Below are 15190 nucleotides of genomic sequence, written 5' to 3' on the forward strand. Positions count from 1 at the left end.
TCGAAGCCGTATCAGGTCTGGGAGCTCAGGCGGCGTGCCTGCCGTATCCGCATGAGGGAGTCGACGGTATAGACGATCAACCCGAGCCAGATGAGGGCGAAGGTGACGAGGTGGTCGCGCGTGAAGGGTTCGCGAAAGACGAGCACCGACAGGAAGAACATGCAGGTCGGCGCGATGTACTGGAAGAAGCCCACGGTCGACAGGTTCAGGCGACGTGCGGCACCGGTGAACCACAGCAAGGGCAGGGTGGTCACCACGCCGGTCAGCACCAACCACAAATCGATGGTCCAGGGTCCGGAAAGGAAGGCAGCCTCACCGCGGTGTCCCAAATAGATCAGGTACCCGAGCGCAAAGGGCGAAATCAACAGGGTCTCCACCAGGAGGCCCACCAAGGCCCCGGCACCGGAGGTCTTGCGGATCAGGCCGTAGAAGCCGAAGGTTCCGGCCAGGGAAAGCGACAGCCAGGATAGCTGGCCCGTGCTGTAGGTCAGCCAGCTCACACCGAGCGCGGCCAACACCACCGCGGCCCATTGACGCCGGTTGAGGCGCTCGCCCAGGAAGACGAGTCCCAGCAACACGTTGACCAACGGATTGATGTAATAGCCGAGGCTGCTCTCGATGACGCGGTCGGCGACGATGGAATAAATGTACAGGAACCAGTTGGCGGCGATGAGAAAGGCACTGAGGAGCAGGGTTCCGGCCACGCGCCGGTCCTTGAGCGTATCCCAAACCAGGCGGAACTGACCGAGGACCACCACGATCCCCACCAACAGCACACAGGACCACAAGACGCGATGAACCAGGATCTCGAAAGCACCCACGGTTCGAAGCAGCTTGAAATAGAGTGGTGAGGCGCCCCAAAACAGAAAGGCTCCGGCGGCATAGGCCGAACCCACCTTCATATCGCGATCGTCGTCTTTCACGTGGCCTCCGCTTTGGAATCTCCCGCCGCTTCCAAGGCGGACACCAGCTCGGGATGCGTCTTTCGGAGCAACGCCGCATAGAGCGCGTCAATTTCACCCACCAGCCGGCGAATGTGGAACGTGGTCTTGATGTCCTCGCGAACCTCTTGGGACAGGCGGGGAATGGGGTTCGATCCACCGAGCAGTCGATGCAGGTGGACACCGAGCTCTTCGGGCGCGATGTCCGCGCTCACGATGGTGCCGTGTCGCTCGTCGGCAAAGTCGCGGATGCCGCCCACGTCGGTCGAGAGAATCGGGATCCCACAGGCCAGCCCCTCGATGAGGGTCACCGGTGTGCCCTCGTTCTTGCTGACCAGCACGTTCAAATCCAGATCGGCGTAGATGGCGGGCGTGTCGCGTTGCCAGCCGGTGAACAACAAAAATTCGCGAATGTTCAATGCCTCGGCCAGGGATTCCAATTCTTCGCGGAGCTCGCCGTCGCCAATCACGACAAACCGGACCCGCTCGGGCTCGGCGTCGGGTTGCAGCTTGCGCCAGTGGGCGATCGCGTGCAACAGGAGCTGATGGTTCTTGATCGGCACCAACCGCGCCACGATGCCGACCAGCCGCGTCTCGGGCGACAAACCCCAGGCACCGCGGAAGCGTCCGGGCTCGCCGCCGGCGATGTGATCCAGCTCGAACCCCAAACGCACCACTCGACACTTACGAGCCGGAACGACCCCATAGCGCGTCACCAAGTCCTCGTATTGCCGCGGCGAAATGGCGATTATCGCATGGGACATCAACGCCAACAGGCGCTCGACCCACACGGCCACCTTGCTGAAAAAGGCGTTGAAGTAACCGTGGAACACATGCCCGTGGAACGTGTGCATGCGCACCGGCACCCGCGTCAGGAAGGCGGCCACCCGCCCCAGGGCCCCCGCTTTGGCGGTATGGGTGTGCACCACGTGGGGACGATACAAGCGCATCAACCGCATCAATTTGAACAGGGCGCGCACATCGTCGAACCAGTGGACGGACCGCCCCATCTCACCCACCATGTGCATGGCCGCACCGCGCTCCAGCGCGAAGGGCTCCATGGTCTTTTCACCGGGATCGAGCCGCCCGCCCACCGTCAAGACGGTGAACTTCCGCTGGGAAAGGCCACTGCTGACGAGCAAGGTGTTCAGGGACGGACCGCCGATGCAGATCCGCGATTGAATGCGCAGCACGCGAATCTTGGCGGATCTAGATCGATTCGGGTGGTTCTTGGGTGGCGTGGAGGGAGAATGTGGCGGCATGAGGTTCCATAAATCACAACGCGAATTCGCGAATCTCGGAGCGGACCCGGCGTGTTTCAAACAAAGCGAACCGGTTCCGCAATCGGCATTTGCCGAAGGTATCGTCGCGCATCACTGTATGAGGCCGCGAGATCGGGGTCAAGCAAAGAATCCGGGGAAGCCACCGCTCGCTTGGCCAAGTGGCCCGGCCCACGACTATAATGAAGATGCCGCGCTAGAGGCTCCAACACGAGGAGTTCACCGTGATACCGACCATTCCGTTCCCCCATTCGTCCTCGCCCGCCCTCCAGCTTTCCCCCATCGCCCCATGGACGCGGGGTTTCCACCTTTTCGAAGCGCCGCAACCCCCGGAATCACCGCCCCTGCCCGTGAAAGTCGTGGAAAAGGCCCCCCAGCAACGACACCAACACGACAGGACCTTCAAGAAGCAGTTGCTGTGCGCCGCATGCAGCCACCACATCACGTTCGAGGAGGCCCGCATCGAGGTCAACGGCGCCCACGACCATACCTTTTTCAACCCGCTGGGCATCGTCTACCAGGTGGGTTGTTTCAGCATGGCCGGGGGCTGTAGTTTGGTGGGTCCGGCCAGTGACGACTTCTCCTGGTTTCCAGGATACCGGTGGCAGATCGCCCACTGCGGCGCCTGCGGCGTCCATTTGGGTTGGTCGTTCGTGGGAGGCGGCTTCTTTTTTGCCCTGATCACCAGCCGCCTTGTCGAGGCATCCACCTCCGAAGAAAAAGGCGCCTGATCTTTTCCCGATTTCAACGGCTATCTCGATCTTTTCCAACGCTTCCGATCCTTCGAACCAGACCTCACGACGTGCCCCTCGGCACACCGGGGCGAATGCCCGATTGCGCCCCGCGGAACCATCTTTCTATAATGGCAGCTTGCCGAGCCGGGACGGGGCGATATGTGCCGGGTTCATCGAGAACGCGTCCAGTCCGGGTGTTTGCCGTCCGGATCCCGCTTTTTTCAGTGAACACCCACCGGGTTCAGGCTTCGAGGAGGTTTATTATGGGTTTTCTCTCGGGTAGTCTCGCATGTACCCGTTTCAATATCGTTTCCATGCCGGAATCGCCAAACTTCGAGTTGGCGGCCTTTCGCCTGATTCAGCCCGGCTCCAACATTACCGAAAGCAGCGGTTTCGTTCCTTTTGAAATCGACGAGCCCTACGATTGGGGCGCGCAACGATTCGCGTTCCGCGTACGCATGGACAAGATCAACATCGACAGCACCCTGGTCAAGGAACGCCTGCGCGAGTTGATCAAGGGCGAGCTGGATCGCGGCGAGCGCCTCGGCCCCAAGAAAAAGAAAAAATTGAAAGAGTTGGCCGAGGAAGAGATTTTGGCGCAATCGGCACCGCGCTCGAAAGTCATCGAAGCGGTGATCGACGGATCGCTCCTCTACGTGGGCAGCACCTCCAAGAGTCACTTGGGCAACGTGCTGGCCCTGCTTCAGAAGGTCGGCGTCGAAGTCGAGTACAAGACGCCCTGGCTGGAGCGCGGCTGGGAAGAAGAGCCCAGCGAGCTGGTCGACCTGAAAGAGCCGGGCCAATCCCTGTTCGGCTGCCGTTTCCTCAAGGAACTGCTCAACGAGGAAGAGTTCTTTGTCGAGCCTGAAAAGGGCAGCATCAAGTTAGCCACCCACACCCACGCCAAGGTCACCCTGACGGGCGAGGTCCTGGGCGAACTGGATCGTTACATCGAAGAGGGTGCCGAGCTGCTGTCCGCCAAGCTGATTTTCGGGGAGCTGCCCTTTTCCTTCGACGCCCTGGCCTATCGACTGAACGGCCTGAAGCTGCAGAACGTCAAGGGCGAACACTGGACCGAAACCCTGGATGAGCGTCTGGACATGCTGAAAGGCGTCTGGGAAACCCTCGACGAGAAGTTCACCGCGCTGATGGCCGACGGCACCCCGGCGGTTCCGCCCCTGACCATTACCACCGCGCCTTCGACGGCTGACGAACAAGCGCAATCGGCAGAAGAGACCGAGATGGCGGAAGATCGAAGTGCGGACGAAGCCGATGCGGCGACCCCCGAGGGCGAAGCCGTTTTAGCCTCGGAATAAAAAAAATGCCGGCGTGAAAAACGCCGGCACCTAAATGGAGGTTAGAGATGGTTGCACCACATGAGAATGCGGCCATCACCTCCTTGAACAGGCCTACGCGGAAGTTTTATTTCATTCGATCGAGATGATTTTCATCACTTCCGCGCGTCATCGCTTTCGCGGCGCCTATCCCAGCAGCGGCCCGATTCCGCGAGCCAGGTAGACGCCGCCGATGGTCAGGACTGTCCAACTGCACGCTTGGCGGAAGCGTGCTTCGTTGAGGAATTCCAGCAGCTTGCGACCGATGATCGTACCCGTCATACCGACCAGGACGACACCCGGAAAGATCCAAATGGGAAGCTCCGCTTCGCTACCCGCACGCCACATGACCGCGCCGAAATAGCCGATTTTCAAGAGATGCCCCAGCATTTGGGTGAAGGATTTGGTGCCGATCACCTGGAAGCGATCCAGTTTGGTATCCAAGAAAAACACATCCAACAGGGGACCCGAAACCCCTGCCGTCATTTGCGCGAAGGTCACGCACAGCCCACATAAAAAGGCGTGGCCCGGCCGGGTGAAATCGAGTTGGGGCATTTTGGGGAGCAAGTTGAGAAAGGGAATGGCACCCAACACGAGAAACAGGGTGCTCTTGTCCAGCACCAACCCCGAGGCGATGACGGTGGCGGCACTGATCGCCATGCCGGCGAAAAACGGCGCCAGGGTAGGCCGGTAGATGTGTTGCCGGAAGAGCCAGGTTCGCGTGCCGTTGGCGCCGGTTTGCGTGACGCCGTGCAAGACCATCGCCGCGGGTACGGGGAGCAACATCGCGAAGACGCCGATCAAGATCATGCCACCCCCCATCCCCAGCACACCGGACAGAATCGACGTCAACAACACCGCAAGCAAAAGTCCAAAGAAAAGCCACATCACGACATACTCCGTCCATTGAAATCCCGATCGGGTGACGACGGGTTCGTTTCCCGGCCCGTTCCGCGTTCCATGGAGCCAACAAAAGTCGTAGCGGAAACTGGCGGACGGGATTCCGAAAACCCGTTCCATTTGTTCTGCACATAAGATCGCCCAACCGTTAAAATGACACAAGCGATTTGGTCGACTAGGACCCATTCCAAAGAGGCATAGATCATCGCCATTGGGGAGGCCGTCCCGTGTTTTCCAATCTCGAGGCATTGTTCGCCCTGGCGGAAACCGGAACCATGAGCAAGGCCGCCGTCCGCCTGCATGTCTCGCAATCCGCGGTCAGCAAGCGGATCGCGACGCTCGAACGCGACCTGGGCCAGAAACTCGTGGAGCCGGAAGGGCGCCGGGTCAAGCTGACACCCTTTGCGGAGCGGCTCCTGGCTCGAGCGGCCCCGATCGTCGGCGACTTGAAGGACATCCTCTACGGCGAGGCGGCCGTCATGCGGGGCAAGCTGGTGCTCGCCGTTTCCGAATCCGTCCTGGCTTCGTGGGGACCGGTGGCATTGCAAAGGGTGTTGGCGCAGCTACCCGAAATTCACCTGGAGGTGCACGCCCATTCGAGCCCGATGGGTATCGAGCGCGTCCGCGCCGGCGAAGCCATGCTGGCGATCGTGGCCGGCACCGACACTACCGACCTGCGCACCTTGAAGCTGATCGAGGAGCCCATGGTCATCATTCCCTCGCGGCTCGCGCCCTTCATCCCGGACGACATCCTGCCGGTACTCACGATCGAGGCCCAATCGGCGACCTGGCGCTGCCTGTCGCAGCGCATCGAGCGCGATTCGCGCGAATGGCCGTTCCAAATCACCGTGCGGGGCACCCTACAGACGTTCACGGGCATTGCCCAAATGGCCCGAGCCGGGTTCGGCCACGGCCTGGTTCCCCTGAGCGTGGCGCGTTCGCTGGGGATCGCCGAGCACCATCTGTTCCCCTTGCCGGCTCCCGGCCTGACACGGCCCGTCAGCCTGATCGGACGCGGTTCGACGATCGCCCGCCCGCTGGTGAAGGCCTTCACCGAAAGCCTGCAACAGGCTGTCGTGGCAATGAACCTGGCGGAAACGATCACCCCGCCGAGCACTCAGGTTCCGCTGGAACCGCTGTAGCGGTGGCGGCCACTCACGCCGAGGCCTGGTCTCCACTCTTGTTCTTGCGCAGCTTCTTCATGATGTTCATCACGCTCTTGGCCGTGAACGGCTTCTGCAAAACCGCCGTCACCCGATCCTTGTCGATCTTTTCCAAATTGAGGCCGGTGATGAAATAGGTCGGCACCGTGTGGCCTTCCTTGCGCAACCAGGCCACGAAATCGAATCCCGACTCGCGCGGCATCATGATGTCGCAAAATATCAGGTCGGGTACCCCACGACCCTGAATCAGGCGACGCGCTTCCTCCGCACTGGTGGCCCGCATGAACTCGGCCCCCATGCTCTTGACGATGATGCTGAGCATGTCCAAAATCTGGTCCTCGTCGTCAATCGCCAGAACGTACATGCCCTTGCAGAGATCCTTGGGTTTGATGGGCTTCCTCTGTTCACCGAAAATGGGAAGCCCTTGCTCCTTCCAGGCACACTCGATTTTCACCTTGAGCTTTTTGTTGCCCTCACGCAGGGCCAGCAGCTTTTCGTAACCCGGTACATTCGGGGGCAAATTGAAGTGGGAATCATGGGCGTCCACGTAAAAAACGGGATCTCCCTGCTCGATCATGAACACCAATTTCATGTGGGGATAATTGGCGTTCCCCAGGCGCAAATTATATCGCTCCCCTTCCTTTTCCAGACGCGACCAGCTTAGCAGGTCCTGCTCGCCTTCCAGTTCGCCGAGGCTATCAGACATTTCCTGTATCGCGGACGGGACACCGTCCGGATAGGCATGCTTGAGAAATACCTGGGTGGCTAGTTGCACCATCTGATTGAGGTTCATTCTTGTGTGACCATTGGGAGGTAAAAAGTAAAAGAGCTGCCTTGATTGAGACCGGAGCTTGAAGCCCCTATTTTACCACCAAGTTCGCTTAAAATCCCCTTACAAAGTGCCAAACCCACGCCAATCCCTCGAGTCATGTATTCAAATTGTCCCGTCTTGTGGTAATTCACATCGGTTACCTGATAGAATTCGTCAAAAATTTTCTCGAGATCCTCTTCTTTGATCCCGATGCCGGTATCCGCGATTTCGAACCATCCCTTGTTGTCTTGAATCCAGGTCTTGACTTCAATTTTACCGTGATCGGGGGTAAAACAAATCGCATTTTTCAATAAATTGCTCAAAACCTGCTCGATAAGGTTGGGATCGGCCTGCACCCAGATCGGTTCGTCGGATCGCTCCATGTGAAAATCTAAATTTCGGATTTTCATAAAAAACGACATGCCTTCCCGAACATTTTTGAAAATTTCATTAATGTCGACAACTTCTAGATTCATCGGGAATTTTTTCAGCGCCAAACGGGTGAGATCGGTAATCTTGGTGATCAGGTCGCTCATCTTGGCCAGACTGGTCTGGGAGATCTGCAACACCCGATGGGTATCGTCGTTCAATTCGCCCAGCATGCCTTCCAGCAGCAGGTCGATGTAGCCCGTGGCAATCGACAGCGGCGTGCGCAGTTCGTGCGAGGTGATCCCCACGATGTTTTCCTTCAGTCGGGTGAGCCGCTGAAGCTCCAGGTTCCAATTCTGACTCTGCTCGTAGGCGTGCAGCAGTTCTTCCTTGCTTTGCCGCAGCTCCTGGTTGGTTTTTTCCAATTCCTCGATTTTAGCCTGAAGCTTATTGACGAGCGTTACGTTGAAGTCACGCAGGATCCGCGTTTTGTTGGCGGGCTCGATACGTTCGTGCTCGCCCTTGAGATAGCGCCGCACCTGATCGGCGAAGGTGCGGGCATTGATGGGCTTTTCGATGTAACCGTCACAACCGGCCACCAGGGCCTGATCGCGATCGCGCTTGGAGGTCTTGGAGGTCAGCGCCACGATGGGCACCTTGGCCAGGCCGGGCAGGGACTTGATCTTGGTGGCAGCCCCGAGTCCGTCGATCTGGGGCAGCTCCAGGTCCATGAGGATCAGATCGGGCTTGAGGTCGATCGCCTGCTTGATGCCCTGAATGCCGTCGAAAGCGGAACTCAGTTTGAAGCCGGCGGGTTCGAGAATCTTCCGAATCAGCCGCTGATTGAACTCGTTGTCTTCGATATACAGTATGTGGGGCGCGCTTTTCATATGGGGCCTTCCCATAAGGAACGAGCGGGCTCGAACCTCAGCGGGGCTCTGGAGTGAGGATCTCTATTTGACGTCGGGAATCATCGATAGACTTGATTTTAATCAAAAAGCGAGGATCGGGACATGGGTAATTCCCCAAACGTTCCGGCCACTCGATTAATTTGATGGTGGACGCCCGCAAAACTTCGTCCAATGCTATCTCTTCCAATTCAAAGGGATCCTCGAAACGGTAGAGGTCGATGTGGTCCACTCCGGGTCCGGCGTGATAGTGGTTGATGACGGTGTAGGTCGGAGAATCCACTTCCCAGGGGTCGGGCATGCCGAGCCCCTCGCAAAAGCCACGAACGAAGCTGGTCTTGCCGGCACCGAGATCGCCGTGCAGCAAGAGGATGTCGCCGGGACGGGTCTGCCGCGCCAACCGGGCGGCGAGCGATTGGGTTTGCTGGACGTCCTCGGTGACGAGGCGCAGGGGGAAGGACATGGTCATCATCACGGGTTCCCAAGAAAAATCGGCGGTCCAAGAGCGACCGGCCTATCAAGACTGCCCTGGATCGGGGGCCCGGTCAAGAACGGGATCCGGGTGCCGACGCGTTCCGTGCCGGCTCTCACCCGGCGACGGCGCCCTCCGGCAGGCGGCACGACGTGCGCCCGAAGGGTGTCCATCACTTTGGGGTCGTGAGTCAAATTTCTTTCCAAACCACCTTCTCGGCTCAGGTCCGGCTAGTACTTCAAATCTTCGATGATGTCTTCGGCGATCATGCTGTAATCGGGATGGTGACGCACCCAGCGATCGGCCGCCAATCCATGGCGCAGGCAAGCCGAAAGGACGGCCTCTTCCATCGCACAACCCTGGGCCAGCATGGCGCCGATCATGCCGCTCAAGACATCACCGCTGCCCGCGGTCGCCAGGGCCACGTTGCCGGTGCCGCAAACGAACAACTCGCCGCCGGGCGAAAGCACCAGGGTGCGGAAACCCTTGAGCAACAGCCACCCACCGGGAAAGGCTTTTGCCAGGGCGCGAATTGCGGCCAGCCGATCGCGCTGCACCTCGCCGGCGGTGGTGCCCAAAAGGACCGCGGCCTCACCGGGATGGGGCGTCATCACCCAGTCCTTGCCCGGAAACAACCGCTCTGCGGCGAGAAGGTGGAGCCCGTCGGCATCCCAGACGATCGAACGATCTCGTAAATCCCATTGGCGCAGGTGCGACCACGCCGCTTCAGCTCGCGAAAGACCGGGACCGATCACCAGCGCGTCGAAGTCGCCCACCTGTTTCCAACGATCCACGTGATCGACCATGACCGAACCCGGTTGGCCGAAGTAGGCCGGTTGATCGGTCAGAACGCGCACTTTGCCCGCACCGAAACGCAGTGCGGCGCGCGCGGCGAGGGACGCGGCCCCGGCCATGCCGGCAAAGCCACCGACGACACCCAAATATCCGTAACGACCCTTGTGTCCTTCCACATCGCGGGTCGGTCGCTGAAAATCGCGGCCTTCCACCAGCCAACTCCCGGTCCGCGCCTCGTCACTGAACGAAATCCCGATATCGTGCACCCGCACGTCGCCGCAGGAGAGGCAGGCCGGGGTGACCACATGGGCGAATTTGAGGCATTGAAACGTCACGGTCAGGCGTGCACGCACGGCCGGACCGTCGACTCGGCCGTGATCGCCACTCAAGCCGGAAGGGATGTCGACGGCGAGCACCCTCAGGCCCGAGACATTGAGCCTTTCGATCAAGTTCGCCAGCCCGCCCGTGATCGGCCTGCTCAGGCCGGTTCCGAACAGGGCGTCCACCACCCAGTCGCAACCGAGCGGAAGCCCGAAGGTCGCCGGATCCTCGATGACGGAAATGTCGACCGCTAGGTCGCGCAGCCTTTGGTGGTTCAGTGCGGCGTCACCTCGGTAGGTTTCTCCGTCCTGGAGCAGGAACACCCGAACCGTTACGCCCTCCCCATGTAACAATCGGGCGATGGCCAACCCATCGCCGCCGTTGTTGCCGGGACCCGCGAGCACGGTCACCAGGGAATCCGGCCTCAGCTCTTCCATCAATTCGCCGACGCAGGCCCGCGCGGCCCGCTCCATCAACTCGATTCCGGGCACACCCAGCCGTTCGATGGTGTATCGATCGGCCGCGGCCATTTCCGAAGCACTGACGATAGCTTTCACGATCCTGTCCTGATCGGTCGAGCCCACGCCCCGGCTCGACCGCTTCCAATGCGGGTGATCCTTAGAAAAGAGGGCGCAACACGTAGTTGCCGCTGACGGTTACATTGTGGTTGAACACGGTTTTCCCATCGGGGATCTCCGACTCCGGTACCAGCGGATCGAGGATGTCGATCTTCGGCTGAAACGATCCGGAAACCTGCTTGCGACGGTGCTTGATCAACAGGTCGAAGCTGATCGGATAGATGAACCGCTGGCGGTACTCGCTGACCTTCTTGAGCGTCCCGTACTCTTCGACCTGGGGATTCTTCTCCTCGGTGTACACGGTGCGGGCCTCACCCCAGACCTCGAGTTGCAGCTCGGCACTGATCTGGATTTCGCCCCGCTTGCGCATTCGGCCGTTGGGCTGGAAGCGCAGCGTGCCCATCTCCATATCGATACGATCGTAGGATTTGTCGTGATCGATCTGAATCGCGGTAGATTTTTTTTCGAGAACTTGAACACGGGTGTCCAACTTGACCCGTGTCTTTTTCACCTGACGCTCGTCCATGTACGCGTAGCGGTGCTCGAAGATGACTTCCTGATCGCCGGTCATGCGGTTGACGAGAATCAGGTCGGTCTCGCCGAGCTCGTTGATCTGAAATCGAAGCTTGATCATGCCGTCGACATTCATTTCACTCTTTTCTTTCGAAAAACCGACGGGAATCTGGTTGGTACCCAAGTCCTGACGGCGCGTGGCCGTGTATTGGCTGAAAAGAGGACCTTTGATGCGAATATCCAATTCGCCCTCCCACAAGGCATCCTCCAGAGCCGGTAGCGCCGAATGATCACCCGATACGGGTTCACCCGCATACGAAGCGCTCGCGATCGAGCAGGCGAACATCCCGGCGACGACCCAATTCAAGGGGAAACGAGGTTTCATGAAAGGCTCCTTGGCAAAACGACGAGGGCTCGCCACTCCCAACGGAAGCCCTCTCGATTTTTATAATAACGCCACCACGAAGGCCCAACGTGAATCCGCCTCATCGAAACGCCCGATGCCACGACCGAACCCATACACGGCGTCGTGGCGGCTGTGTAGACGAAAAAACAATGACTTTCCGGTGGCCAATACTGGGCTCCAGTCTACTCCCAAGCATGCCCGACGCCAAGCCTCGGATGGCGAGAGCCCTCGAGAAAGCCGAAAAAAAGATGTGGCTCACGGTTCCCGTTCGAGCCCGGCCATGAACCCGTCGGCCCCGAATCGGCTCGATTTTTCGGGGTCGGCGAGGCCCGTTGGAAGGCCCAAATCGGCATACGACGCCTTATCCGGGCAAGGCTCACGTTGACAGCCACAAAAGGCGTTTCCTAAGATGATAGCCTTGGCCTTCACCGTCAGCGGTGTACCGTCCCGAGGCCGACCCGATATCGCGGCGCACCTTTGCGCCCGCCAGGCGCGGCCAGACTCGGTGATTTGCACGTTTCCATGGTGAACCCGCATTTGCTTCGTGTTTCGATACCTAATTAAAAATGTCGAACCCATTTTCAGCCCGCCCACGGCGGGTCCCGATCGTTCCCTAGGGAGGAATTACATCCATGGTTCAGTTTCTTTTCCGGCTTTGCACCCGGTCTCAGGCCCGGTACCTTCTGCCGGTCATCGCGCTTTGTTTTGTGAGTTGCTACCGGGAAACCGGCGAAGAAACGCTGCCGGTCACGGCAACCCAAATCACCAGCGACAATGTGGATACACTGCCTACCGGTAAGGAAGCTTCCAGTGCGATCGGCGACTTCCTACTTCAGAATTCCGAGCTCCAGATCGTGGTCAACGGCGCCGTCGGCAGTGCCGAACGCGACCATTACTTCGCCAAGAGCGCCGGTGCCGTCCTCGATTTCACCAGCGCGGCACTCGGTGCCGACCGGACCTTCGTCACGCAAAACAACGACGGCCTGCATCAACTGTCGCAGACGGTCAACCTGAATCGCCATAACCCGGTGGGTTATTCGTCGATTCGGGTCAATCGCGAAGACGAAGCGACGGCCTCGCTGGTCATGACCGGGTCGGTCTACGACATGGACGGCTCCTTGGCCGCGGCCGGCGCACCGGTCGGTGCCAACCATCGGGTCGAGGGCCTGGAAGTCATCACGACCTATCGCATGCAGAACCGCGAGTTGGACGAAAACAACGCACAAACGGGCAGCAACATCGCCTTCATGACGGTGACCACGGTCCTGGCCAACAACAGCCAAGCCACGATGCCGGTATTCACGATCAACGACGCGCTGGCCTACGACGACGAAGCGCTGGCCACCTTCGTTCCCTTTCCGGAGTGGGGCTTCGCCATCCCCACGAGCGAAGAACGCGTCCAATCGTTCGCCTATCCACACTACTTCCAGCTCATTCCGCGCCAATCGAACACGGCGCACTACGGCATCGTCTCACGCCTCGACGGCGTTCTGATGGCCGATCGCGAACTGATTCCGGAACAAAACCTGGCCTACGCCTTCGTGGGCAAGCGCGCCCTGCCAACCCAGACCCTGGCACCGGGCGGCCAATTGACTTACGTGCGTGAAATGCATGCCGACATCTCGAATTCCGCCGTCAGCCCCCGCATCATCTACAACTTCCTGCAGAACCTGCTCAGCGAAGAAACCTCGGCCACCTCGCCCTACAGCACCACACGCCCCCTGATCGTCGGCGGTGTGCGCACCTTGAGCGCACCGGGCGGCACCTTCCAGTTGGAGTACATCAACGAATCGGTTCAGTACTTCAACGGCGCCGCATACGTGAACCTGGAACAGGGTCGCAGCTATCCGATCGTGGGCGACGTCTCGATTCCCCCGGGTTCCTTCGGCTTCGACCTGCCGCTGGGTCAACTGGCCCTTCGGACGAACCTCGACAACAACGAGCCGTTTTATACCGACGTCAGCATCGTTTCGGAAACGGACGACGACGGCAACACGACCGAAACCGAGATTCCCATCATTCTGACCGAGGAAGACACCGACGGCTTCGGCCTCAGCGCCGTCGACCCGACCACCACGCGTCACCAACGCTTCGATCTGGACCTGGCCACCACCGAACAACGGGAATTGTTGGGTCGGGCCAGCATCTACCGCATCTCCGACGAAGGCCCGATGACGCTCAGCGACACGCCCAACCTGACCCAGGGCAACCACCTCGTCTTGCGTACGATCACCGAGGTCAGCACCAACCTGCCCTTCGGCACCTACAACGTCTACATGAGCCGCGGGCCGCTGCACAACGTGAACGTCGTGAGCGACGTGGTCTCGCGAACCGTGGTCGACGACGAGGGTAACGAAACGTTCGAAGTGGAACCCCAGGACGTGGATTTCGAAATGTCGCCGGTCCTGTCGCTCCCCAACTACCTGAGCGCCGATTTCGACGCCCGTAGCGCCTTCGACGCCGAGGGTCTGATCGAAATCACCGACATGGTTCGCTACGGATTCGCCGAGGATCTGGACGTGCTGTTCTTCCCCGACGACAACCGTGTCCTGGATGTGGACATCATTCTCAGGGCCGAAGCGCTGCAATTGGGCTCGTTCGACAAGGAAGACGACGAAGCCGACGTGGACAGCCTCTTCGACGAAGTCGCCGTGTCCCGCACGACCGCGATTCTGGGACGGGACGAGAGTGGCCCCTGGGGCCGGTTCTCGATTTTTTCGCTGCCCACGCGCGAACAGCAGAGCCGGGTGACGCTGCCTTCGTTCGAAGCCGACCCCGCCGGCTTTTTCTCGCGACTGCACAGCGGCATCCCGGGCAGCCTGGTCCAAGCCACCCGCCCGCGCGGCCCGGCCGGCCCCCAAACCGGCTATTTCACGGCCCTGGCCGAACGCGGCGGCATTCCCGCCGGCCAGGCGATTCCGGGTGACAGCTCCGTCTACTCGCAGGGTTCGCCCGCGGGTGGTCAGGCCACCCGCCTCGACTTCGACCTGCTCCAAGTGCTGTCGGGCAATCGTTACGACGAGTACCTGCTGACCCGTCAAGACTGGTTCAACCTCCTGAACGCGGGCGTATTCAAGCCGGCCACCGGCGGTTCCAAGGCCGGCGATCTCCAGGACCTGCCGCAGGGCAGCGTGCGGACCTGGATCCAAGTCACGGAAACCACCCTGCGCGACATCGACCTGACCGAATTCTGGACCAACGCCTCCCAGGGCAACAGCTTCATCTCGAACGGTCCCTTGATCGAGGCCTCGGTCAACGGCGTGTCCTACGGCGGCGAGACCAGTGTCAGCGGCGGAAGCGCCACCCTGAATCTCAAGATTTCGGCGGCACCCTGGGTCCAGGTTCCGGAGGTCCGCATCATCGTCGATGGCCAGGTCCAGGTGATCGACGTGCCGCTGGACCCCAACAACCTGGTTCGCTTCGACGGTGCGGTGACCATCGATCTGCCCACATCGGGCCGCCACTGGGTGGTCGTCGAAGCGGGCGCACCGCTCTCGGATCTCCAGGCGGGACAGGGCGCGAGCGGCACCGGCATCTTCGGGCGCGTCCTGCCCGGACACCTGCCCCTGGCCTTCACGAACCCCATTTTCCTCGACAATTGACGTGCACAAGGGCGAAGGCCCGCACGGGGACGAAGCCTGGGTTCGACGGTCCGCAGCGACCGG

12 protein-coding genes are annotated in these 15190 nt (G+C 60.2%); 4 read left to right on the forward strand and 8 right to left on the reverse strand.

Going from position 1 to position 15190, the window contains the following annotated elements:
* Nucleotides 1-11: 11 nt before the first annotated feature.
* Together rarD and J3U87_RS12235 are read right to left on the reverse strand one after the other, a co-directional pair.
* Nucleotides 12-923 (reverse strand): EamA family transporter RarD, encoded by a 912-nt coding sequence (gene rarD / locus J3U87_RS12230; RefSeq protein ID WP_237383321.1) that lies wholly within the window; start codon nt 921-923, stop codon nt 12-14.
* The gene (locus J3U87_RS12235) at nt 920-2203 is read right to left on the reverse strand and encodes a glycosyltransferase (RefSeq protein WP_237383322.1); all 1284 of its coding nucleotides are present in this window, start codon (nt 2201-2203) and stop codon (nt 920-922) included. Before J3U87_RS12235 ends, rarD begins: the two co-directional genes overlap by 4 nt.
* Nucleotides 2204-2445: 242 nt before the next feature.
* On the opposite strand from J3U87_RS12235, the gene J3U87_RS12240 reads away from it, so the two are divergent.
* Together J3U87_RS12240 and rdgC are read left to right on the forward strand one after the other, a co-directional pair.
* Nucleotides 2446-2952: a cereblon family protein gene (locus J3U87_RS12240; protein WP_237383323.1), complete on the forward strand. Its 507-nt coding sequence runs from the start codon at nt 2446-2448 to the stop codon at nt 2950-2952.
* A gap of 266 nt (nt 2953-3218) precedes the next feature.
* Complete coding sequence (gene rdgC / locus J3U87_RS12245; RefSeq protein ID WP_237383324.1) at nt 3219-4271, forward strand: recombination-associated protein RdgC; 1053 nt, start codon at nt 3219-3221, stop codon at nt 4269-4271.
* Nucleotides 4272-4436: 165 nt separating this feature from the next.
* Here rdgC and J3U87_RS12250 read toward each other — a convergent pair whose 3' ends face one another.
* Nucleotides 4437-5177, reverse strand: a complete 741-nt coding sequence (locus tag J3U87_RS12250) for a TSUP family transporter (RefSeq protein ID WP_237383325.1) — start codon at nt 5175-5177, stop codon at nt 4437-4439.
* 239 nt (nt 5178-5416) lie between these two features.
* On the opposite strand from J3U87_RS12250, the gene J3U87_RS12255 reads away from it, so the two are divergent.
* Nucleotides 5417-6331, forward strand: a complete 915-nt coding sequence (locus J3U87_RS12255) for a LysR family transcriptional regulator (RefSeq protein ID WP_237383326.1) — start codon at nt 5417-5419, stop codon at nt 6329-6331.
* A 13-nt stretch (nt 6332-6344) separates the two neighbouring features.
* On the opposite strand, the gene J3U87_RS12260 is transcribed toward J3U87_RS12255, so the two are convergent.
* The 5 genes from J3U87_RS12260 to J3U87_RS12280 all read right to left on the reverse strand — a co-directional run bounded on the left by J3U87_RS12260 (nt 6345) and on the right by J3U87_RS12280 (nt 11504).
* Nucleotides 6345-7058, reverse strand: coding sequence for a response regulator (locus J3U87_RS12260; protein ID WP_237383327.1), 714 nt, complete (start codon nt 7056-7058; stop codon nt 6345-6347).
* 83 nt (nt 7059-7141) lie between these two features.
* Nucleotides 7142-8437 (reverse strand): hybrid sensor histidine kinase/response regulator, encoded by a 1296-nt coding sequence (locus tag J3U87_RS12265; RefSeq protein WP_337249562.1) that lies wholly within the window; start codon nt 8435-8437, stop codon nt 7142-7144.
* A gap of 22 nt (nt 8438-8459) precedes the next feature.
* A complete protein-coding gene (gene tsaE, locus J3U87_RS12270) occupies nt 8460-8912 on the reverse strand; it encodes a tRNA (adenosine(37)-N6)-threonylcarbamoyltransferase complex ATPase subunit type 1 TsaE (protein WP_237383329.1) in 453 nt (150 codons plus the stop codon).
* A 230-nt stretch (nt 8913-9142) separates the two neighbouring features.
* Nucleotides 9143-10585, reverse strand: coding sequence for an NAD(P)H-hydrate dehydratase (locus tag J3U87_RS12275; protein ID WP_237383330.1), 1443 nt, complete (start codon nt 10583-10585; stop codon nt 9143-9145).
* 61 nt (nt 10586-10646) lie between these two features.
* Nucleotides 10647-11504 (reverse strand): hypothetical protein, encoded by an 858-nt coding sequence (locus tag J3U87_RS12280; RefSeq protein WP_237383331.1) that lies wholly within the window; start codon nt 11502-11504, stop codon nt 10647-10649.
* A gap of 653 nt (nt 11505-12157) precedes the next feature.
* Between J3U87_RS12280 and J3U87_RS12285 the strand changes: the two genes are divergently transcribed.
* Complete coding sequence (locus J3U87_RS12285) at nt 12158-15127, forward strand: CehA/McbA family metallohydrolase domain-containing protein (protein WP_237383332.1); 2970 nt, start codon at nt 12158-12160, stop codon at nt 15125-15127.
* Nucleotides 15128-15190 lie beyond the last annotated feature (63 nt).

The sequence above is a fragment of the Sulfidibacter corallicola genome, from assembly GCF_017498545.1.
Lineage (GTDB): Bacteria > Acidobacteriota > Holophagae > Acanthopleuribacterales > Acanthopleuribacteraceae > Sulfidibacter > Sulfidibacter corallicola.